The organism is Pseudonocardia xinjiangensis (assembly GCF_012911925.1).
GTDB lineage: Bacteria > Actinomycetota > Actinomycetes > Mycobacteriales > Pseudonocardiaceae > Pseudonocardia > Pseudonocardia xinjiangensis.
In genome coordinates this window covers 1-19,779 of sequence record NZ_JAAXKY010000063.1, presented here as the reverse complement: position 1 = coordinate 19,779, position 19,779 = coordinate 1, and the positions used below count along the sequence as shown (strand labels likewise).

General features: G+C 73.4%; 18 protein-coding genes. 12 read left to right on the top strand and 6 right to left on the bottom strand.

Annotated features, from left to right (window positions below; translation table 11 throughout):
* Window positions 1-8: 8 nt before the first annotated feature.
* Window positions 9-3,032 (bottom strand): alpha-mannosidase, encoded by a 3,024-nt coding sequence (locus HF577_RS19430; RefSeq protein WP_169397323.1) that lies wholly within the window; start codon window positions 3,030-3,032, stop codon window positions 9-11.
* A gap of 174 nt (window positions 3,033-3,206) precedes the next feature.
* Between HF577_RS19430 and HF577_RS19425 the strand changes: the two genes are divergently transcribed.
* Window positions 3,207-4,232 carry a PhoH family protein gene (locus HF577_RS19425; RefSeq protein ID WP_169397322.1) on the top strand — a complete coding sequence of 342 codons (1,026 nt, stop codon included), beginning with the start codon at window positions 3,207-3,209 and terminating at the stop codon, window positions 4,230-4,232.
* Window positions 4,233-4,290: 58 nt separating this feature from the next.
* Entirely contained in the window at window positions 4,291-5,871 is a 1,581-nt protein-coding gene (locus HF577_RS19420) for an alpha/beta hydrolase (protein WP_169397321.1), read from the top strand.
* A gap of 390 nt (window positions 5,872-6,261) precedes the next feature.
* On the opposite strand, the gene HF577_RS19415 is transcribed toward HF577_RS19420, so the two are convergent.
* Window positions 6,262-7,509 (bottom strand): D-arabinono-1,4-lactone oxidase, encoded by a 1,248-nt coding sequence (locus tag HF577_RS19415; protein ID WP_169397320.1) that lies wholly within the window; start codon window positions 7,507-7,509, stop codon window positions 6,262-6,264.
* A gap of 71 nt (window positions 7,510-7,580) precedes the next feature.
* On the opposite strand from HF577_RS19415, the gene ybeY reads away from it, so the two are divergent.
* From ybeY to era, 5 genes are read left to right on the top strand one after another with little or no spacing between them, the layout of a single operon-like run.
* Window positions 7,581-8,117 (top strand): rRNA maturation RNase YbeY, encoded by a 537-nt coding sequence (gene ybeY / locus HF577_RS19410; RefSeq protein WP_169397319.1) that lies wholly within the window; start codon window positions 7,581-7,583, stop codon window positions 8,115-8,117.
* A gap of 48 nt (window positions 8,118-8,165) precedes the next feature.
* Window positions 8,166-9,557 (top strand): hemolysin family protein, encoded by a 1,392-nt coding sequence (locus tag HF577_RS19405; RefSeq protein ID WP_169397318.1) that lies wholly within the window; start codon window positions 8,166-8,168, stop codon window positions 9,555-9,557.
* Window positions 9,541-9,927 carry a cytidine deaminase gene (locus HF577_RS19400; RefSeq protein ID WP_169397317.1) on the top strand — a complete coding sequence of 129 codons (387 nt, stop codon included), beginning with the start codon at window positions 9,541-9,543 and terminating at the stop codon, window positions 9,925-9,927. The genes HF577_RS19405 and HF577_RS19400 overlap by 17 nt, the downstream gene beginning before the upstream one ends.
* Window positions 9,924-11,177 (top strand): L-2-hydroxyglutarate oxidase, encoded by a 1,254-nt coding sequence (gene lhgO, locus HF577_RS19395; protein ID WP_169397316.1) that lies wholly within the window; start codon window positions 9,924-9,926, stop codon window positions 11,175-11,177. Before HF577_RS19400 ends, lhgO begins: the two co-directional genes overlap by 4 nt.
* The gene (gene era / locus HF577_RS19390) at window positions 11,174-12,103 is read left to right on the top strand and encodes a GTPase Era (protein ID WP_169397315.1); all 930 of its coding nucleotides are present in this window, start codon (window positions 11,174-11,176) and stop codon (window positions 12,101-12,103) included. The genes lhgO and era overlap by 4 nt, the downstream gene beginning before the upstream one ends.
* Here the strand turns inward: era and HF577_RS19385 are convergent.
* Both HF577_RS19385 and HF577_RS19380 read right to left on the bottom strand, forming a co-directional pair.
* Window positions 12,045-12,863 carry a hypothetical protein gene (locus HF577_RS19385; protein ID WP_169397314.1) on the bottom strand — a complete coding sequence of 273 codons (819 nt, stop codon included), beginning with the start codon at window positions 12,861-12,863 and terminating at the stop codon, window positions 12,045-12,047. The two genes, era and HF577_RS19385, sit on opposite strands and share 59 nt — an antisense overlap.
* On the bottom strand, window positions 12,860-14,257 hold the full coding sequence (locus HF577_RS19380; protein ID WP_169397313.1) for an acyl-CoA thioesterase/bile acid-CoA:amino acid N-acyltransferase family protein: 1,398 nt from the start codon (window positions 14,255-14,257) through the stop codon (window positions 12,860-12,862). The genes HF577_RS19385 and HF577_RS19380 overlap by 4 nt, the downstream gene beginning before the upstream one ends.
* A gap of 128 nt (window positions 14,258-14,385) precedes the next feature.
* On the opposite strand from HF577_RS19380, the gene HF577_RS19375 reads away from it, so the two are divergent.
* Together HF577_RS19375 and HF577_RS19370 are read left to right on the top strand one after the other, a co-directional pair.
* Entirely contained in the window at window positions 14,386-15,549 is a 1,164-nt protein-coding gene (locus tag HF577_RS19375; RefSeq protein WP_169397312.1) for a sensor histidine kinase, read from the top strand.
* Between the two features lie 17 nt (window positions 15,550-15,566).
* Complete coding sequence (locus HF577_RS19370; RefSeq protein ID WP_211174519.1) at window positions 15,567-16,139, top strand: response regulator transcription factor; 573 nt, start codon at window positions 15,567-15,569, stop codon at window positions 16,137-16,139.
* Between the two features lie 4 nt (window positions 16,140-16,143).
* On the opposite strand, the gene HF577_RS19365 is transcribed toward HF577_RS19370, so the two are convergent.
* Window positions 16,144-16,821 carry a TetR/AcrR family transcriptional regulator C-terminal domain-containing protein gene (locus HF577_RS19365; protein ID WP_169397310.1) on the bottom strand — a complete coding sequence of 226 codons (678 nt, stop codon included), beginning with the start codon at window positions 16,819-16,821 and terminating at the stop codon, window positions 16,144-16,146.
* A 77-nt stretch (window positions 16,822-16,898) separates the two neighbouring features.
* On the opposite strand from HF577_RS19365, the gene HF577_RS19360 reads away from it, so the two are divergent.
* From HF577_RS19360 to recO, 3 genes are read left to right on the top strand one after another with little or no spacing between them, the layout of a single operon-like run.
* Window positions 16,899-17,849, top strand: coding sequence for an ATP-binding cassette domain-containing protein (locus HF577_RS19360; protein ID WP_169397309.1), 951 nt, complete (start codon window positions 16,899-16,901; stop codon window positions 17,847-17,849).
* Window positions 17,846-18,661 (top strand): ABC transporter permease, encoded by an 816-nt coding sequence (locus HF577_RS19355; RefSeq protein ID WP_169397308.1) that lies wholly within the window; start codon window positions 17,846-17,848, stop codon window positions 18,659-18,661. The genes HF577_RS19360 and HF577_RS19355 overlap by 4 nt, the downstream gene beginning before the upstream one ends.
* An 18-nt stretch (window positions 18,662-18,679) precedes the next feature.
* A complete protein-coding gene (gene recO, locus HF577_RS19350; protein WP_169397307.1) occupies window positions 18,680-19,456 on the top strand; it encodes a DNA repair protein RecO in 777 nt (258 codons plus the stop codon).
* Between the two features lie 21 nt (window positions 19,457-19,477).
* On the opposite strand, the gene HF577_RS19345 is transcribed toward recO, so the two are convergent.
* On the bottom strand, window positions 19,478-19,779 hold a 302-nt coding region (locus HF577_RS19345), incomplete at its 5' end, for a response regulator transcription factor (RefSeq protein ID WP_169397306.1).

Genomic DNA, 19,779 nt, shown 5'->3' with positions numbered 1-19,779 from the left:
GGCAGCGGTCACGCGCTGCCGAAACGCAAGGTGACGATCTGGAACGGGCGCAGCGTGAGCCGCGTGCCGTCCGCCGAGAGCGCCACCGGCCGGGGCACCGGCTGTTCGAGGAGGTCGGTCTCCACGACCGACCCGTACGGGAAGTCGGCGGTGACCCGGGCGCTCGCCCGCGTCCCGAGCGCCTCGTAGAGCCGCACGACGACGTCCCCGCTGCCGTCCTCGGCGAGCTTCACGGCCTCGACGACGACGGCGGGGTCGTCGACGTGGAGCAGCGGGGCGACGTCGTGGGAGCCGCGGACCGTCCGCAGCGCCAGATTGAGCCGGTAGCCCGCCGCTACGGCGTCCCCGATCGTCGAGCCGACTCGCAACGCGACCGTGAGCCGGTGCTCGCCCTGGTCGGCGGTGGGGTCGGGGAACAGCGGGGCACGCAGCAGGGACAGCCGCACGGTCGTGGTGGTGCCGCCGCCCGGCCGGGTGCTGCGCAGCGTGTCGTGCCCGTAGGTGGAGTCGTTGGCGACGGCCACCCCGTACCCCGGCTCGCCCACGTGTACCCAGCGGTGGGCGACCGTCTCGAACCGCGCCGCGTCCCACGAGGTGTTGGCGTGGGTGGAGCGGTGCACGTGCCCGAACTGGATCTCCGAGGTGGCCCGGTCGGCGTGCACGTCGAGCGGGAACGCGAGCTTGAGCAGCTTCTGCTTCTCGTGCCAGTCGACGTCGGTGACGATGTCGACGTCCGGGGAGCCGGCGCCCACGGTGATGACCTGGGTGATCGTGGACGAGCCGGTCGACCGCACGACGCGCACCGAGCCCCGGGACGGGCCCCGCTCCACCACCGCCAGGTCGTCGACGTCGATGAGGTCACGCACGGTGCGCCGGTAGTGCTCGTCGATGTCCCAGGCGTCCCAGTTCGTCGGGGTGTCGCGGTGCAGCTGCAGCAGGTTGGCCGCGGCGCCGGGCGCGACGAGTTCCCGGTCGGCCACGAGGTCGCGCACCGACGTGAGCAGGCCCCGGGCGTCGACGACGACGCGGACGGCGGCGTTGGCCAGCACCACACCGTCGGCGGTCTCGGTGACGGTGACGTCGCCGCCGGGCTGCTCGTCCTCCCGCACGGCCCCGCCGAGAGCCGGGACGCCCTCGCGGGCGTACGGGCCGGCGTTGACCACGACCTCCCGGTCGCCCTGGCCCACCAGCGCCGCGAGCGAGCGGGCGATCACGTCCTCCAGCTCCGCGGCGACCCGGGCGTAGTTGCGCTCCGCCTCCTGGTGCACCCAGGCGATCGAGGTGCCCGGGAGGATGTCGTGGAACTGCTGCAGCAGGACTGTGTGCCAGCAGCGCTGCAGCACGTCGGCGGGATAGGCGGCGCCGGTGCGGACGGCGGCGGTGGTGGCCCACAGCTCGGCCTCCCGCAGCAGGTGCTCGCTGCGCCGGTTGCCCCGCTTGGTGCGGGCCTGCGAGGTGTAGGTGCCGCGGTGGAACTCCAGGTACAGCTCACCCGACCACACCGGTGGCTGCGGGTACTCGTGCTCCGCCGTCGCGAAGAACTCGGCCGGCGTGGTGATCCGCACGGTCGGCGAGCCCTCCAGGTCACGGGTCCGGGCAGCTGCGGCCAGCATCTCCCGGGTCGGCCCGCCGCCGCCGTCGCCCCAGCCGAACGGCACCAGTGACGTGTTGGCGCGGCCCTGCTCCGCGTACTGGCGCTGGGCGCGGGCCAGCTCGGCACCCGACAGCTCGGCGTTGTAGGTGTCGACCGGCGGGAAGTGGGTGAAGACCTGCGTGCCGTCGATGCCCTCCCAGCGGAAGGTGTGGTGCGGCATCACGTTGGTCTCGTTCCACGAGATCTTCTGCGTGAGGAACCATCGGGCGCCCGCCCCGGCGATGATCTGGGGCAGCGCGGCGGAGTAGCCGAAGGAGTCGGGCAGCCACACCTCCAGCGGATCCACGCCCAGCTCCTCGCGGAAGAACCGCTTGCCCATGACGAACTGGCGCACCAGCGCCTCGGCGCCCGGCATGTTGGTGTCCGACTCCACCCACATGCCGCCGACCGGCACGAACCGGCCGTCGGCCACCCGGGTCTTCACCCGCTCGAACAGCTCCGGGTAGTGCTCCTGCAGCCAGGCGTACTGCTGCGCGGACGACGCCGCGAACACGAACTCGTCGTCCTGGTCCATCAGGTCGAGCACGTTGGAGAAGGTGCGCGCCACCTTGCGCACCGTCTCGCGGACCGGCCACAGCCAGGCCGAGTCGATGTGCGCGTGCCCCACGGCGTGCACGCGGTGCGCGCTGGCGTGGGCCGGAGCGGCCAGCACCGCCGCGAGCTCGGCCCGGCCGAGCCCCGCCGTGCCGGCCACGTCGTCGGGATCCACGATGTCGACCGTGCGCTCCAGTGCCCGCAGCACCTCGGCGCGCCGCGGCAGGCCAACCGGGAGCTCGCCGACCAGCCCGCTGAGCGTCCAGATGTCCTGCGCCAGCTCCCAGACCCCGAGGTCGAGCAGCCCGATCTCGAGCGCCACGAGCCGGTAGAGCGGGTCGGACCCCGCCGTCGAGAGGTCGCCGAACGGGGTGGGCGCGAACGTCCAGGCGCCCGCGGTGCCCGGGTTCGACGCCGCCTCGATGTAGAGGTCGACCGGGGACCCCGGCCCACCCGGGAGCGGGACGTGGGCGTTGCGTGGCTCGACCGCCGTGACGACCACCCCGTCCGGGGTGAAGGCGAGGCCCTCGGCCTGGAACCCCGGCTGGACGCCGGCGAACCCGAGGTCGACGACGAGCTCCGGCCGCGTCCCGGGGTCCGTCCACTCCGGCGGGACCGTGCCCGCCACGTGGAACCAGACGGTGCCCCACGGCCTGCCCCACCGCGCTCCGACCGGGAACGGTCGGAACTCCTGCCGCACGGCCTCCGCGAACGGCACCGGCTCGCCGGGTGCCTCCCAGGCGGTGACCAGCACCGGCACCCGGTCGCGGTACAGAGCGGGATGGAGGCGCTCCCGGACGAAGCGCGCGATCCGCGGGAGGACGAGGTCGGAGTCGTCGTGCACGGGCCCATTGGAGCAACATGCGCGCAGAGGGGAACCGCCGGGCGGGGATCGCCGACGGCGGAATCAGCGGGCGCACAACGGGGCACGCGCGGTAGCATCGCTGGGTCCCACGAGCAGAGACGTAGGAAGCAGGCGGCACAGCCCTTGACCCATCCGGACCCAGTCCAGTCCCGCATGGCCGTTCCGGACGCCGCTCTGCTCGCGCTGCTGGGTTCGCGCGACGAGAGTCTGCGCGTCGCCGAGGACCTGCTCGAGGCCGACGTCCATGTGCGTGGCAACGAGCTCACCCTGTCCGGCACCCCCGCTGACGTGGCCTTCGCGGAGCGCGTCTTCACCGAGCTGATCACCCTGGCCGAGCGCGGCCAGCAGGTCTCCACCGACGCCGTGCGGCGCACCGTGGAGATGCTCGGTGACGGCGGGGCCGACGAGCGCGCCCGCATCGGTGAGTCGCCGGCCGAGGTGCTGAGCCTCGACATCCTGTCCCGGCGTGGCAAGACCATCCGGCCCAAGACGCTCAACCAGAAGCGCTACGTCGACGCCATCGACGCGCACACGATCGTCTTCGGCATCGGCCCTGCCGGTACCGGCAAGACCTACCTCGCCATGGCGAAGGCCGTGCAGGCGCTGCAGGCCAAGATGGTCAACCGGATCATCCTCACCCGGCCGGCCGTCGAGGCGGGGGAGCGGCTCGGGTACCTGCCCGGCACGCTCTTCGAGAAGATCGACCCGTACCTGCGCCCGCTCTACGACGCGCTGCACGACATGATCGACCCCGAGTCGATCCCGAAGCTGATGGCGGCGGGCACCATCGAGGTGGCGCCGCTGGCGTACATGCGGGGACGCACGCTCAACGACGCGTTCATCATCCTCGACGAGGCCCAGAACACCACGCCGGAACAGATGAAGATGTTCCTGACGCGGCTCGGGTTCGGCTCGAAAATCGTGGTCACCGGCGACGTCACGCAGGTCGACCTGCCGGGCAGCACCCGCTCCGGGCTCACGGTCGTGCGCGACATCCTCGGCGACGTCGACGACGTGCACTTCTCCCAGCTCACGAGCACCGACGTCGTGCGCCACCGGCTGGTGGCCGACATCGTCGACGCCTACGCGCGCTGGGACGCCGACAACGAGCGGCCGAACCTCCGGTCCGCCGCGCCGCGCACCGGTCCGCCGCAGGATCGGCGATCACGCAGGCGCTGATCGACACGGGCCGGCGCTGGTGGTTGCCCGTGAGACCGATCACCGTCACTATCCCTGCGTGAGAGTGTCCCGTCGCGCGGTGGTCGCGATCTTCGTCCCGATTCTGGCCGGTCTGTCCATCGCTGTCCCCCCTGTGGCGTCGGCGGCGCCCGCCGCGCCGGCCCAGGCGGGACTGGAGCGGTTCCTCGATCAACAGCTCTCGTGGGGCTCGTGCGCCGACTTCGCGCGCACCGACGCCGACCGGCAGGCCTACGCCGACCCGAAGTTCGACTGCACCTACCTCGAGGTGCCGCTCGACTACGCGAACCCCGACGGGAAGACCGCGCGGATCGCGATGCTCCGGCAGAAGGCGCTCGACCCGGCGGCCCGGATCGGTTCGCTGTTCACCGACCCCGGCGGCCCCGGTGGTTCCGGCGTCAGCTTCCTGCCGTCGCTGGCGGGCCTGATCGGCACCGGTGAGGTGGCCCAGAAGTTCGACCTGATCGGGTTCGACCCGCGCGGCGTCGGCGTGTCCGAGCCGACGATCGACTGCTCCGACACGAAGGAGATCGACGCCGAGCGCGCCGACCTCGACATCGACACCTCGCCGGAGGGCGTGGCGCAGACCGAGGCCGAGTACAAGGACTTCGCGCAGCGCTGCGCCGACCGCGTGGGCCTCGACGTGCTCGCCAACGTCGGCACCCGGGACGTGGCCCGCGACCTGAACATCGCCCACCAGGTGGTGGGCGACGAGAAGCTGAGCTACGTCGGCTACTCCTACGGCACCAGCATCGGCGCGGAGTACGCCGAGCAGTTCCCCGGCTCGGTGCGCGCGATGGTGCTCGACGGCGCCGTCGACCCGTCACTGAACCCGGTGGAGTCGCGGCTGACCCAGGCCCGTGGCTTCCAGCGGGCCTTCGACAACTTCGCCACGGCCTGCGTCGCGCAGCCGGGCTGCCCGCTGGGCACCGACGCGCAGGGCGCGTCGAAGAGGCTGCAGGAGCTGCTGCGCCCGCTGATCGCCACACCGGTCGCGGCGGGCGACCGCACTCTGGGCTACACCGACGCGATGACCGGCGTGCTCACCGCGCTGTACTCCGAGTCGCTGTGGGGCTTCCTGAGGGACGGGCTCGTGCAGGTCGGCCAGGGTAACGGCACCAACCTGCTGCGGCTGGCCGACGCCTACTACGAGCGGGCACCCGACGGCAGCTACAGCAACCTGCTGGAAGCCTTCCCGGTGATCAACTGTGTCGACTCCGACCGGCTGACCGACCGGCAGGTCGCGCTCGAGATCAGCGAGGAGTCGCTGCAGATCGCGCCGTTCTTCGACGCGGGCACCGGTCCGTCGAACGCGCTGGAGCAGTGCTCGTTCTGGCCGGTCCCGCCCACGAGCGAGCCCGGGCCCGTCAAGGCGCCCGGTCTGCCCACGGTGCTGGTCGTCTCCTCGACCGGTGACCCCGCCACCCCGTACGAGGACGGCGTGTCGCTGGCCCGGCAGATGCAGGCCCGGCTGCTGACGGTGGAGAACGACGGGCACACGGTCGCCCTGCAGGGCGCCAACGCCTGCGCCGACACCGCCGCCACCCGCTACCTCGTGGACCTCGCGCTCCCGGCCCAGGACACCACCTGCTCCCGCCAGACACCCCCCGCGGGCGGCTGAGGCAGGGCCGGGCCTTCCGCTCGCCGGGTGTGTTCCTCGCAGGGCCCACGGGGCCTGCGAGGAACCCACGCCCTCTGCGAGGACGCCCGGAGAGGCGGGCGCGACCGGCCGCCCCGAGCACACCCGGCCGACCGGCGGGGATGACATCGCAGAACCGGGCGACTCGGATGCGCAAAGCGGGCGACTCGCGGGGCGTGGGTCGTCCTCGCAGAGCGAGGGTGTTCCTCGCAGGGCCCACGGGGTCTGCGAGGAGCCCACGCCCTCTGCGAGGACGCTGCGGGGCCCGGAGGCGGCGCCGCCACCGTGGAACGGGCGACTCGGGCGCACAAAGCGGGCGACTCGCGGGGTGGCGGCACTTCGCGCGCCAACCAGCGCGCGTGCCGGCCGGGGTCAGCCCGGGAGGTAGTGGTCGAGCATGTCGTTGCGGAACTTGCCTGCCGGGTCGTGGCGGCGCAGCAGCCGCTCGACGTCGGGCAGGCGGGGCCAGAGGGCGCGGACGGCCTCGGGCCCGGTGGTGAAGACCTTGCCCCAGTGCGGCCGTGCAGCGAACGGCTCCAGCGCGGCCTCCACGGCGGCCACGACCGGGAGCACGGCGTTGGTGTCGGCGATCCAGGTGAAGTGCAGGGCGTGGCTGTCGCGGTCGTGGGCGAGGGAGAGCCACAGGTCGTCGGCGGCGATCGAGCGCACCTCGCAGACCTGCAGGACCGGCGCGATGGTGTCGCGGATCCGGTCGAGGGCGTGCAGCGCGTCCACCAGTGCGGCCCGCGGGATCAGGTACTCCGACTGCAGCTCGTCGCCGCTGCTCGGGGTGAACTCGAGCCGGAAGTGCGGCAGCCGCTCGTGCCACGGCCCGGGCTCCCCGAGCTGCGCCGTGCAGTGCACCGGGTCGACACCGCGCACCATGTGCCGCGGCCCGTCGGCCCGGGTGGCGCCGAGCCAGCGCGCCGGCGGCTCGGGTTCGGTGTCGCGCTGCTTGACCCACACCTGGTCGAACTCGGGCCCCGTCCAGTAGGTGAACAGGCTGACGCTGTAGGCGCTCGCGAGCGCCTCCTCGACGTCGTCGAACCCGCGCAGGCCCTCGTACACCCACTGCCGCATCCCGAACGTGGGACGCAGGTCCAGCGTCAGTGCCGTGACGATGCCCAGCCCGCCGAGGGCGACCACCGAACCGGGGAAGTCGACGTCCCCGCGGCGCACCGTGCGCAGCTCGCCGTCGGCGCCCACCAGCTCCACGGCGGACACGGCCGTCGCCAGTGCCCCGTTGCCGACGCCGGAGCCGTGCGTGCCGGTGGAGCAGGCGCCCGCGATCGAGATGTGGGGCAGGGAGCCGAGGTTGGGAAGGGCGAACCCGGCCTCGTGCAGCAGCCCGGTGACCTCGCCGTAGCGCAGGCCCGCCGACACCGTGACGGTTGCCGCGTCCGGGTCGATGGCGGTGATCGGCGGGAGGCCCGCGAGCGACACCTGGTCGGCCGTGGTGTCGGCGATCGGGCTGAACGAGTGACCGGTGCCGACGGCCCGGATCCGCTCGCTGCCGGCCACCAGCTCCTGTAGCTCCGCCACCGAATCCGGCCGGTGGAACCGGCGAGCCCGGAAGACGATGTTGCCTGCCCAGTTGGTGACGGTTGCCGCAGTGCCCATGCAGCCGAACCTACAGAGGGCCACGGTCTACTCTTGCCACTGTTCATCATCGGGCGGATCAGGGGTAACAGGTGTCGATCGAGGTCTGCAACGAGTCCGGCGTCACCGTGGACGAGTCGCTCATCGCCTCGGTGGCGCGCTACGCGCTGGACGCGATGCACGTCAACCCCGCCGCGGAGCTGAGCATCCTGGCCGTCACCACGGAGGTCATGAGCGAGCTGCACGAGCGCTGGATGGACGAGCCGGGGCCCACGGACGTCATGTCCTTCCCGATGGACGAGCTCACCGAGGAGTCCCGCCGCCCTGACGCGCCCGAGATGGGGCCCGCGCTGCTCGGCGACATCGTGCTCTGCCCCGAGTTCGCCACGGAACAGGCCCGCAAGGCCGGCCACACCCTGCCGGACGAGCTCCATCTGCTCACTGTGCACGGGGTGCTGCACCTGCTCGGCTACGACCACGCCGAACCCGACCAGGAACGCGAGATGTTCGCCCTCCAGAACAAGCTGCTCGGCGACTGGCGGGCCGCGATGGCGGAGACCGCCGCCCGCGAGGCCCAGCGCCGCAGCGACTCCGCTGTGCTCGGCACCGTCGGACTCGAAGACAGCTGACGGCCCCGTCATGAGCGGCACCGCGCTGAGAGCGTCGGAACGGACGTCATGAGCGTCGAGCTGATCGTCATCGCGGTCGTGCTCGTCCCGTTGGCGGGTCTGTTCGCCGCGGCCGACGCCGCGCTCAACTCGGTCTCCCGGGCCAGGGTCGACGCGCTCGTGCGGGCGGGTCGCCCCGGGGCGCGGGCCCTCGCCACCGTGGTGGCCGACCGGCCCCGGCACGTCAACCTGCTGCTGCTGTTGCGGCTCGCCGCCGAGACCGGTGCCACCGTCCTGCTCACCGTGGCACTGGTGGAGGACATCCAGCCCACGTGGACCGCGGCGCTCACCGCCGGCGGGATCATGCTCGTGGTCAGCTACGTCCTCATCGGCGTCGGTCCCCGCACCCTGGGCCGCCAGCACCCGTACCGCGTCGGGATGCTGGTCGCCGCCCCGATCCGGGCGCTCGCCACGCTGCTGGGCCCGCTCACGAAGCTGCTGATCGTCATCGGTAACGCGATCACCCCCGGCCAGGGCTTCCGGCAGGGTCCGTTCTCCTCCGAGGTCGAGCTGCGCGAGCTGGTCGACATGGCGAGCACCAGCGGTGTGGTCGACGAGGACGAGCGCCAGATGATCCACTCGGTGTTCGAGCTGGGCGACACGCTCGTGCGCGAGGTGATGGTGCCGCGTCCGGACGTGGTGTGGACCGAACGCGACACGGCCGTCGACAAGGTGCTGCGGCTGGCGCTCAAGAGCGGCTACTCCCGCATCCCGGTGCTCGGTGAGAGCGTTGACGACATCGTGGGTGTCGCCTACCTCAAGGACCTCGTCCAGGCGGTGCAGGCCGCCGACTCCGACGGGGCCACCACCGACGAGACGGTCGCTCCGCTGGAGTCCGTGATGCGGGCCGCGGTCTTCGTGCCGGACACCAAGCGCATCGACGAGCTGCTCAAGGAGATGCAGCGCACCCGCAGCCACATGGCGATCGTCGTCGACGAGTACGGCGGCACCGCCGGCGTGGTGACGATCGAGGACATCCTGGAGGAGATCGTCGGGGAGATCACCGACGAGTACGACTCCGAGGAGGTGCCCGACGTCCAGGAGCTCGACGGACGTAGGCTCCGGGTCTCCGCGCGACTGCCGGTGGAGGATCTGGTGGAGCTGTTCCCCGGGGCCGACGGGGTCGACAGCCTGCTGACCGACGTGCTGGCAGCCGCCGACGTCGACACGGTGGGCGGCCTGCTCGCCCATCGGCTCGGTCGGGTGCCGCTGCCGGGTGCCCGTGCCGAGGTGCCCGGGCTGCGGCTGCTGGCCGAGGGCGGCAAGGATGCCCGGGGCCGGATCCGGATCAACACGGTGCTGGTCGAGCCGGTGGAGGCAGGCGAGGACGACGAGGAACGGGACGGTGTGGGCGCCGAGAGCGCCGGCCGTCGGGAGGAGAGCGATGTCCGACCAGGGTGACCCGTCCCCCGAGGCCCTCGCCCCGGAGGACGCGAAGATCGTGACGCTGGCCCGATCGGCACGGGCCCGCACGGGTGCCGCCGAGGGTGCTGCCGTCCGCGACACCGACGGGCGCACGTACGCGGCCACGTCCGTCGCGCTCCCGTCGCTGTCGCTCAGCGCGCTGCAGGCCGCTGTCGCCGCCGCCGTGTCCAGCGGGGCTCCGGGGCTCGAGGCGGCCGCGGTCGTCACCGCCGCCGGCACGGTGGACGCCGCCTCGCTCGCCGCCGTCCACGACCTCGCCCCCACCGCCTCCGTCCTGCGCGCCGACGTCACCGGTGCCGTCCAGCAGATCCACTCCCCGATCACCACCACGGAGACGTCCGCATGACCTTCCCCGCCACTCCGAAGTTCGACGTCGTCGTGGTCGGCGGCGGCATCGTCGGCCTCGCCACCGCCCACGCCGTGGTCCGCAGCGGGCGCTCGGTGGCCGTCGTGGAGCGCGAGCAGCGCCTCGCCACCCACCAGACGGGCAACAACTCCAACGTCATCCACTCGGGCCTCTACTACGCGCCCGGTGGTCTCAAGGCGCGCCTCGCGGTGGCCGGGTGCGCGGAGACCGTCGCCTTCTGCCGGGAGCACGACCTGCCGCACGAGGTCACCGGCAAGCTCGTCGTGGCCACGGAGCCGGAGGAGCTGCCGCGGATGGCGGAGCTGGCCCGTCGGGGCGCCGCCAACGGGGTGGAGGCGCACGAGCTCGACCCGGCCGGGATGCGCGAGCGCGAGCCGCACGTCCGGGGCATCGCCGCGCTGTATGTCCCGTCCACCGGCATCTGCGACTACCGGCTCGTCGCCGAGAAGATCGGTGAGCTGGTGGCGAAGGAGGGCGGTGAGATCCACCTCGGCACCTCGGTGCTGCGGCTGGTGCGCCGCCGCGAGGACGTGGTTGTGCGCACCGACGGCACGGACCTGCTCGCCAAGCAGGTGGTGGTCTGTGCCGGGCTGCGCTGCGACGAGGTGGCGCGGGCCTCCGGCGCCGACCCCGGTATCCGGATCATCCCGTTCCGCGGGGAGTACTCGGGCTTCAGCGACCGGGCCTCCCAGCTGGTCAAGGGCCTGATCTACCCGGTGCCCGACCCCGCGTTCCCGTTCCTGGGCGTGCACGCCACCCGGGGGATCGACGGGCACGTCCACGCCGGCCCCAACGCGGTGCTGGCGCTGGCCCGCGAGGGGTACTCGTGGGGCACGATCCGGCCGAAGGAGCTGGTGCAGTCGCTGGCCTACCCCGGCATGCTGCGGCTGGCCCGGCAGCACTGGCGCTACGGGCTCGGCGAGGTGCACCGGTCCCTGTCGAAGAAGGCCATGGTCGAGCAGATCCAGCGGATGCTGCCGGACGTGCGGGCCGAGGACCTCTCGCCTGCGGGTGCGGGGGTGCGGGCGCAGGCCGTGAAGCCGGACGGCTCGCTGGTGGACGACTTCCTGTTCGTCGAGCAGGCCGGGGTGGGCGGCACGCGGGGTGCGGGCTCCGTCCTGCACGTGCTGAACGCGCCGTCGCCCGCGGCCACCGCTGCCCTGCCGATCGGCCGGGAGATCCTGGAGCGCCTCACGGGCGAGCGGATCGCCCCGCTGAGCGCGGCGTGACCGGCTTCAGCGCGGTCCCCGACGGCTTCCGGTCCGGGTTCGCCTGCTTCGTCGGGCGTCCCAACGCGGGAAAGTCGACGCTCACCAACGCCCTGATCGGGCAGAAGATCGCGATCACGTCGAGCCGGCCGCAGACCACCCGCCACGCCATCCGCGGCATCCTGCACCGGCCCGACGCGCAGCTCGTGGTGGTCGACACCCCGGGCCTGCACAAGCCGCGCACGCTGCTGGGCAGCAGGCTCAACGACGTCGTCCGCGAGACCTGGGCCGAGGTCGACGTCATCGGCTTCTGCGTGCCGGCCGACGCGCCGGTGGGCCGGGGCGACGAGTTCATCGTCAACGAGCTGCGGTCGGTCGCAGGCCGCACGCCCGTGCTCGGCGTCGTCACGAAGACCGACCTCGCGCAGCCCGAGCAGATCGTCGAGCGGCTCACCCAGCTCACGAACCTCATGGACTTTGCCGAGGTGGTGCCCTGCTCGGCGGTCGACGGGTTCCAGGTCGACCTGCTGTCCAACCTGCTCGTCGACCGGCTGCCGGAGGGCCCCCCGCTCTACCCCGACGGTGAGCTCACCGACGAGCCGGAGGAGACGCTGGTCGCGGAGCTGATCCGCGAGGCCGCGCTCGAGGGCGTGCGCGACGAGATGCCGCACTCGATCGCCGTGGTGATCGAGGAGATGGTGCCGCGCGAGGGCAGGCACGAGAAGGCCGCGCCGATGCTGAACGTGCACGCCAACATCTACGTGGAGCGGCAGAGCCAGAAGGGCATCATGATCGGGAAGGGCGGGGAGCGGCTGCGGCAGGTCGGCACCGACTCCCGCCGTCAGATCGAGGCGCTGCTGGGCACGAAGGTGTTCCTCGACCTGCACGTCAAGATCGCGAAGGACTGGCAGCGCGACCCGAAGCAGCTGCGGAAGCTCGGCTTCTGACCCTCCGCGCGGCCGCCACGACGCCCCGCACCGCGAGCTCGCCGACGGTGAGCAGCACCGCGAGCATCAGGTGGACGAACCCCGAGAGCAGCAGCCCGGAAGCGGGGTGGCCGGCGCCCGGCTCGGTGATCCAGGACGCCACCACGGCCACCGCCAGCACCCCGGTGAGCACCAGCGCCGGTGCGCGCAGTCGGGTCCGGAGCAGGAGCAGCACGGCCAGCGTGCCGAGTACGACCAGCCCGGCCGCGCCCCACACGCGCGGGACGGCGGGGCCGGGTATCCGCCCCCGCACCACGACGGCGAGCAGGACGAGGCCCGTGCCCGCCACCCCGGCCGCCACCGCGGCCCCGACCGCCCGGAGCCGGGGTGGGCGCGTCCCGACCGCTCCGGGCCACTCCGCCACAGCGGCGAGCAGCACGAGGGCGAGGAGCAGCGGCCAGGCCGTCGCATAGTTGGCGAGCACGGCCACTCCGGTGGTGAGCCGGTCGGGGCCGAGCACGGCCACGGTCGGACCGGGCACCACGAGTTCGACGACGAGGGCCGCCACCAGCCCGGCCACGAGCACGGCACCGGGCAACCGCAGCTGCCACCCAGCACGCAGCCCGGCCGGCAGCGCTCCGAGCAGGGCCAGGCCGGCGGCGGTCGACAGGCCGACCGGCCCGTGCCCGAGCCCGAGCAGCAGCCCGTCGACCACGAGCAGGTGTGCCGCGCCCGCAGCGACGGACAGGAAAACGGTGCGGCTCGTCGCGCGTCCGATCATCGGGACTCCAGCCCTTCGCGCAGGGTGGACAGCACGCGGGGCCACGAGTCCGCGGTGGCCCGCGCGTTCGCCTCCCGCGTGCCGCCTCCGGTCATGAACCCGATCGGCCACAGCAGCACCGTCGGGAACGGCCCGGTGAAGGGCGCGCCGCCGAAGTAGTGCCCGGCCCCCGGGTACGCGTGGTGCTCGTGGCGGTGCGGATGGCCGCCGTCGGCCAGCCGCCGGAAGGCGACGTCGGACATCGGTGCGCTGGGCCAGAGCCGGTCGTCCTCTCCGGAGAGCAGCAGCACCGGTCCGTCGATCCGCTCCACCGGGATCGTCGCGGCCGCCAACGCCTCGGGCCCCGCGGCCTGGATGTCCGGCCACGTCCCGGCGATGTCGGTGACCGGGGCGCCCAGCACGATCGTCCCGAGGTAGCGGGCGGACGCGGCCGGTCCGTAGGTGGGCATGACGAACGGGAGGTCCTTGCCCCGGTAGGTCCATGCCGCGGGGAGCGGGCCGCCCGTGAACCCCGCCGAGGGCAGCCCGCCGTACCCCAGTCCGCTCCCGACGTACGACACGACCGCGCCGACCTGTGGGAACGTCGCCCCGAGCCAGAGTGCGAGCTCCCCGCCGCGCGACGTACCGATCACGCCCACCCGGCCGTCGGCGACCTCCGGACGCGCCCTGAGCCACGTGAACGCCTGCTCGAAGTACTCCAGGGGGATCCGCACCAGCTCGCCGGGCAGCCCGTCGGCGCCGAAGTACCCCAGGGCCAGCGTCGCGAACCCGCGTGCGGCGAGCAGGTCCGCGACGGCGCTCTCCGTCACCCCGCCCTCGGATCCGCCGAGCAGCACGACCCCGGGATGGGGACCCGGTCCGGGCGGCACGTGCAGCTCGCCGACGATCCCCTCCTCGCGCACCGGGTGTGTCACCACACCGGGGGCCGCGAACCGCTGCACGACCTGCGTCGACGCCACCGGCTCGCCGTCCACCAGCGCGGTGAGCGCCACCGGGGCGGCAGGAGCCGCCGTCACCGGGAACGGCGGGTGGGTGGCTGCCCCGTCGGCGACCTGCATCGACGAGAAGAGCCCCATCGCGTCGACGCCGGAGTAGGTGCCCGCCCGGGGAGCCTGGGTCGCCACCGCGACGGTGCCGTCCGTTCCGGCGGTGAAGGTCGCGTGCGCCAGCCACGGCCGGCCCAGGTCGTCGACCCGGCGGGCCCAGAGCGTGACGTCGTCCCCCGCGCCGAGGCCGTGCACGGTGATCGCGACCCGTTCGTCGACCAGGACGTCCGCAGCACTCGTCGCGATGATGACGCCACTGGGCTCCTGACCGACCGTGCCGTCCGAGCAGCCGGCCGCGACGAGTGCCGCCACCAGGGCTCCCGCGATCGCTCCCGGTGTGATCCGCATGCCGTCCAGCCTGCGGGTTCGCCGGATGCGGCCGGAAGTGCGCGGTGTCGTGCCAGCACCCGTGCCACCTGTCATGTCCCGGCCGGCAGGTCTTCCGCCCGCGCCTCCGGTGCCCGACCATTCGGGACGTGGGCGCGCAGCGCGAGGGCACCTCCCGGCTCCGGCTGTACTGGCGCTTCTCGGTGCTGATCAACCTCGGGTTCCTCGGCTACCCGGGCTACGACCTCGTCACCGGCCAGCACAGCACGGCCGCGCGCGTGGCGGGCGGTGTCGGCCTCGTGGTGTTCGTGGTGCTGTACCTCCCTGCGTTGCTCGCCGGGCCGTTCCGGGACGAGACGGAGCCCGCCCCGGTGCCGCACATCGTCGCGTGCGCGCTGCTCGCGGCGGGCCTGTCGGTGGGCATGGGGCTGACGTGGACCACGCTCCTCGTGTACACCTCGCAGCTCACCGGCGCGGCGCTCCGGCGTTCGGCCGGAGTCCCGGCGGTGGTGCTGGTCGCCGTGCTGACCGCCGCCACCCACTCGTGGATGGCAGCAGGCCTCCCCTCGGTGGCGTGGGCGGCCGGATACACGCTGGTGATCGGGCTCTATGCCGTGGCGTTCCGCTGGATCGCCGAGACCTTCCGGGAGCTCGACCGCGCGCGTTCGGAGCTCGCTCGCCTCGCCGTCGCCGAGGAGCGGCTGCGCTTCGCCCGCGATCTGCACGACCTGCTGGGCCACAGCCTCTCGGTGATCGCGCTCAAGAGCGAGCTGGCCTCGCGGCTGCTGGACCGCGACCCGGCGCGCGCGGGCGCCGAGGTCCGCGACATCGAGGCCGTGAGCCGGCAGGCGTTGGCCGAGGTGCGCGAGGCCGTCAGCGGCTACCGGGGGTCGGCCGACCTGGCCGCCGAGCTGCGGCGGGCCCGGTCCGCGCTCGCCGCGGCGGGCGTGGCGGCGGAGATCGACGAGCCGGCAGCGGCGCTGCCCCCCGACGTCGAGGCGCTGCTGGCCTGGACGGTTCGCGAGGGCACCACCAACATCGTCCGGCACTCGGGGGCGAGCCGGGTGACGATCCGGGTGTGCACGGACGGCGCACGGGCCGAGGTGGAGCTGCTCGACGACGGCACGGGCGGTCGCGGGACGGGCGACCAGGCGGGCGGCAACGGGCTCCACGGGCTCGCCGAGCGCGTGACGGCGGCCGCGGGCGCGCTCGAAGCGGGGGCGGCGCCGGGCGGCGGCTTCCGCCTGGCCGTGCGGGTGCCCAAGGGAGACGTGAGGAAGGCAGACGTGAGGACGACCGGGTGCGGATCCTGATCGCGGAGGACCAGGCGATGGTCCGCGGTGCGCTGGTGGCGCTCCTCGAACTGGAGGACGACCTGCGGGTGGTCGCCCAGGTCGCCCGGGGCGACGAGGTTGTGCCCGCGGCCCGCGCGACCCAGCCGGACGTGGCCCTGCTCGACATCGAGATGCCGGGCGGTGACGGGCTCACCGCCACCACCGCGCTCACCGCGGCGCTGCCCGGCTGCCGCGTCGTCGTGCTGACGACGTTCGGCAGGGCGGGTTATCTCCGCCGCGCCATGAGCGCCGGGGCGTCCGGCTTCCTCCTCAAGGACGCGCCGTCGGCCGAGCTGGCCGGGGCGCTGCGCCGGGTGCTCGCCGGGGAACGGGTGGTGGACCCGGGCCTCGCCGCCCTCGCTCTCAGCGAGGGGGAGAACCCGCTGACCGACCGCGAGCGTGACGTGCTGCGGGCGGCGGCGTGCGGGGCGCCCGTCGGCGACGTGGCAGGCCGGCTGTTCCTCTCCCGCGGCACCGTCCGCAACCACCTGTCCTCGGCGATCCGCAAGACCGGCACCCGCACCCGGATCGAGGCCGTCCGCGCGGCGGAGGAGCGGGGCTGGCTCTAGAGAATCACCTGCCCGAGTCGAGCAGGCCGGTCAGCACGCGGGGCAGCACGCCGTCGAGCAGGTCGGCCACGGGTGGCGCCGGGGGAGCGGTGAACGCGGCGGCGAGGTGCGGGTGGCGGCCGGCGGTGACCACCGAGGCGAGGAACTCGGCCTGCGACTCCTGCCAGTCGGTCGTCGCGCCGCCCATCGCGATCTCGGTGCGGACGAGGAGCGCGACGAAGCCGTTCATCAGCGCGAACGCCTCCATCTTCGTGCCGGCCGGCACGTCCAGGTCCTGCATCACGGAGAGCGCGTACTCCAGGACGTCGACGGTGCGGGGGCCGAAGGCGACCCGTCCCGGTGCGATGTCGAGCATCCACGGGTGGCGCCGGTAGACCTCCCGGATCTCGTGCGCGAGCGCGACGAGGTCGGCCCGCCAGTCGCCCGACGGGGGCCGGGAGATCTCGATCTCTCCGGCTGCCGCGTCGGCCATCAGCTCCAGCAGCTCGTCACGGGTCTCGACGTAGCGGTAGAGCGATGCCGCGCCTGCCCCGACGGCCGCAGCCACCTTGCGCATGGACAGGGCGTCGAGGCCGCCGGCGTCGGCCAGCTCCATCGCGGCCGCGGCGATCTGTGCCCTGCTGTGCTCGGGTGCGGGCCCGCGGCCCGACCGTTCCTGGCGAAGCCAGATGCTCCGGGCCATGAAGCCTCCTTTGCGAACATCGTACTCAGTCAGCTACTCTTCGAACTGCGAACACCGGTTGCAGTAAGGGAGGGCCGATGACGGTTGCAGTGGTAGCAGAAGGGCTCGTGCGGGCGTACGGCCCGGTGCGGGCGCTCGACGGGCTCGATCTCGTGGTCCCCCGCGGCAGCGTGTGCGCGGTGCTCGGCCCCAACGGGGCGGGCAAGACCACCGCGATCCGCGTGCTGGCCACGCTCACCGTGCCCGACGCCGGACGGGCCACGGTGCTCGGCCACGACGTCGTGCGGGACGCGGCGCTGGTGCGCGGCTCGATCGGCCTCGCCGGGCAGCACGCCGCCGTGGACGACGACCTCACCGGCCGCGAGAACCTGGAGATCCTCGGCCGGATGCACCACCTGGGCCGGCGCGAGGCCCGGCGTCGGGCCGGGGAGCTGCTGGACCGCTTCGACCTCGCCGACGCGGGCGACCGGCTGGTGAAGACCTGGTCGGGCGGCATGCGGCGGCGCCTCGACCTGATCGCGAGCGTCGTGGTCGCCCCGCCCGTGCTGTTCCTCGACGAACCGACCACCGGCCTGGACCCGCGCAGCCGCACCGAGATCTGGACGACCGTCCGTGAGCTCGTCGGGGCCGGCACCACCGTGCTGCTCACCACCCAGTACCTGGAGGAGGCCGACCGGCTCGCCGACGACATCGTGATCATCGACGGCGGGAAGGCCGTCGCCACCGGCAGTCCGGACGTCCTCAAGAACTCGATCGGCGTCCGCGTCGACGTCCTCGTCGAGACGTCCGGGGAGCTGGCCGCCGCCGCGGCTGCTCTCGCCGCGTACACCGGCGGCGATCCCGAGGTCGACGCCGCGGGACTGCGGATCAGCGCGCCGGTGGTCGGCACCGCCGTCTCCGTGCCCGGAGTCGTGCGCACGCTCGACGCGGCCGGCGTCGCGGTGCTCGACGCCGGCATCCGCCGCCCCACCCTCGACGAGGTGTTCCTGCACCTGGTCCGTCCCCGCCACGAGGAGGCAGCAGCATGACCACCACCGCGACCAACCCCGTTCCGGCGCGGAGCCGCCCACTCGTGGACGGCGCCGCCGCGGCGTCCCGCGTGCTCGCGAAGCTGCGCCACGACCCGGCCGGGATCGCCCTCACCCTCGCCGCGCCGGTGATGTTGGTGCTGGTGTTCGGCTACATCTTCGGCAGCGCCATCGCCGTGCCCGGCTCGGGCGACTACCGGGAGTTCCTGGTGCCCGGGCTGTTCGTCACCATCGCGTTCAACCTGATCCCCGCCATGATCGCGATGGCGCGCGACTCCGGGCGCGGCGTCGTCGACCGGTTCCGCTCGATGCCCATCTCGCGGGTCGCGGTGCCGTTCGGGCAGGCGGCGGCGACCGCGCTGTACGGGCTGGGGTGCCTGCTGCTGATGGCGGCCTGCGGCCTGCTGGTGGGCTGGCGGATCCGCACCGGGATCGGTCCCGCCCTCGGCGCGCTCGGGCTGCTCGTGGCGTTCCAGTTCGCGGCCACCTGGATCGGCATGTTCCTCGGGCTGGTGATCAGGAACGAGGAGGCGGCCGGGCAGCTGTCGGTGCTCGTCCTCCCCGTGGGGATGCTGTCGAACGTGTTCGTGCCGACGGCCGGGATGCCGGCCTGGCTACGCACGATCGCCGACTGGAACCCGGTGAGCGCCGTGACCGCGGCCGTCCGCGAGCTCTGCGGCAACCCCACGGCACCGACGAACGGGGCCTGGCCGCTGGAGCACCCGGTGCTCGCCTCCCTGCTGTGGACGGCGCTCCTGCTGGCCGTGTTCGTGCCGCTCTGCACGGCCCGGTACGCGCGGCCACGCGACTGACCGCCGTAGGCTTGGCCGGTGAGCCTCTACCGCGACACCGGACTGGTGCTGCGGGTGCAGAAGCTCGGCGAGGCCGACCGCATCGTCACTCTGCTCACCCGCCGCCGCGGCAAGGTGCGCGCCGTGGCCAAGGGGGTGCGGCGCACGAAGTCGCGCTGGGGCGCGCGGCTGGAGCCGTTCAACCACGTCGACGTGCAGTGCTACACCGGCCGCTCGCTCGACATCATCACCCAGGCCGAGACGGTCGACGCGTTCGGCGTGGGCATCATCGGCGACTACCCCCGCTACACGGCAGGCTGCGCGATCCTCGAGACGGCCGATCGTCTCGTCTCGGAGGAGGGCGAGCCCGCGATGCGGGTGTACCTGCTGCTGGTGGGGGCGATCCGGGCCCTGTCCGGCCGGGAGCGCGACCCGTCGCTCGTGCTGGACGCGTTCCTGCTGCGCGCGATGACGCACGCCGGCTGGGCCCCCGCGATCAGCGACTGCGCCCGCTGCGCCGAGCCCGGCCCGCACCCGGCGTTCAACATCGCCGCGGGGGGAGCGGTGTGCCCGCGCTGCCGCCCTCCCGGCTCGGTGACGCCGTCACGCGAGACGTTCACCCTGCTCGACGCGCTGCTGCACGGCGACTGGGAGACCGCGGACGCCATGGGCGCCGTCACCCGTCGCGACACGAGCGGGCTGGTGGCGGCGCATCTGCAGTGGCACATGGAGCGCCAGCTGCGGTCCTTGCCGCTGGTGGAGCGGCGCCCCCACGCACCGGCCGCCGAGCGTGCAGCCGGTCCGGCGCCGAGCTGAACCGGTGCGCGTTCGCGCTCCTCACGAGCCCAGGTAGCGCAGCACCGCCAGCACCCGCCTGCTGTAGCCGGCGGCGTCACCGATCGCGAGCTTCCCGAAGATCGACGCGACGTGCTTCTCCACGGCGCTCACCGACATCCGCAGCCGCTCCGCCGTGCCCGCGTTCGTCAGCCCTTCGGCCATGGCGTCGAGCACCTCCCGCTCCCGCGGGGTGAGCCGCGTGAGCGGGTCGGCGTGACTGCCGCGGGCGAGCAGCTGCCGCACCACCTCCGGGTCGAAGGCGGCCCCGCCCGCCCCCCCCCCGTCTCTTATACACAACTCCG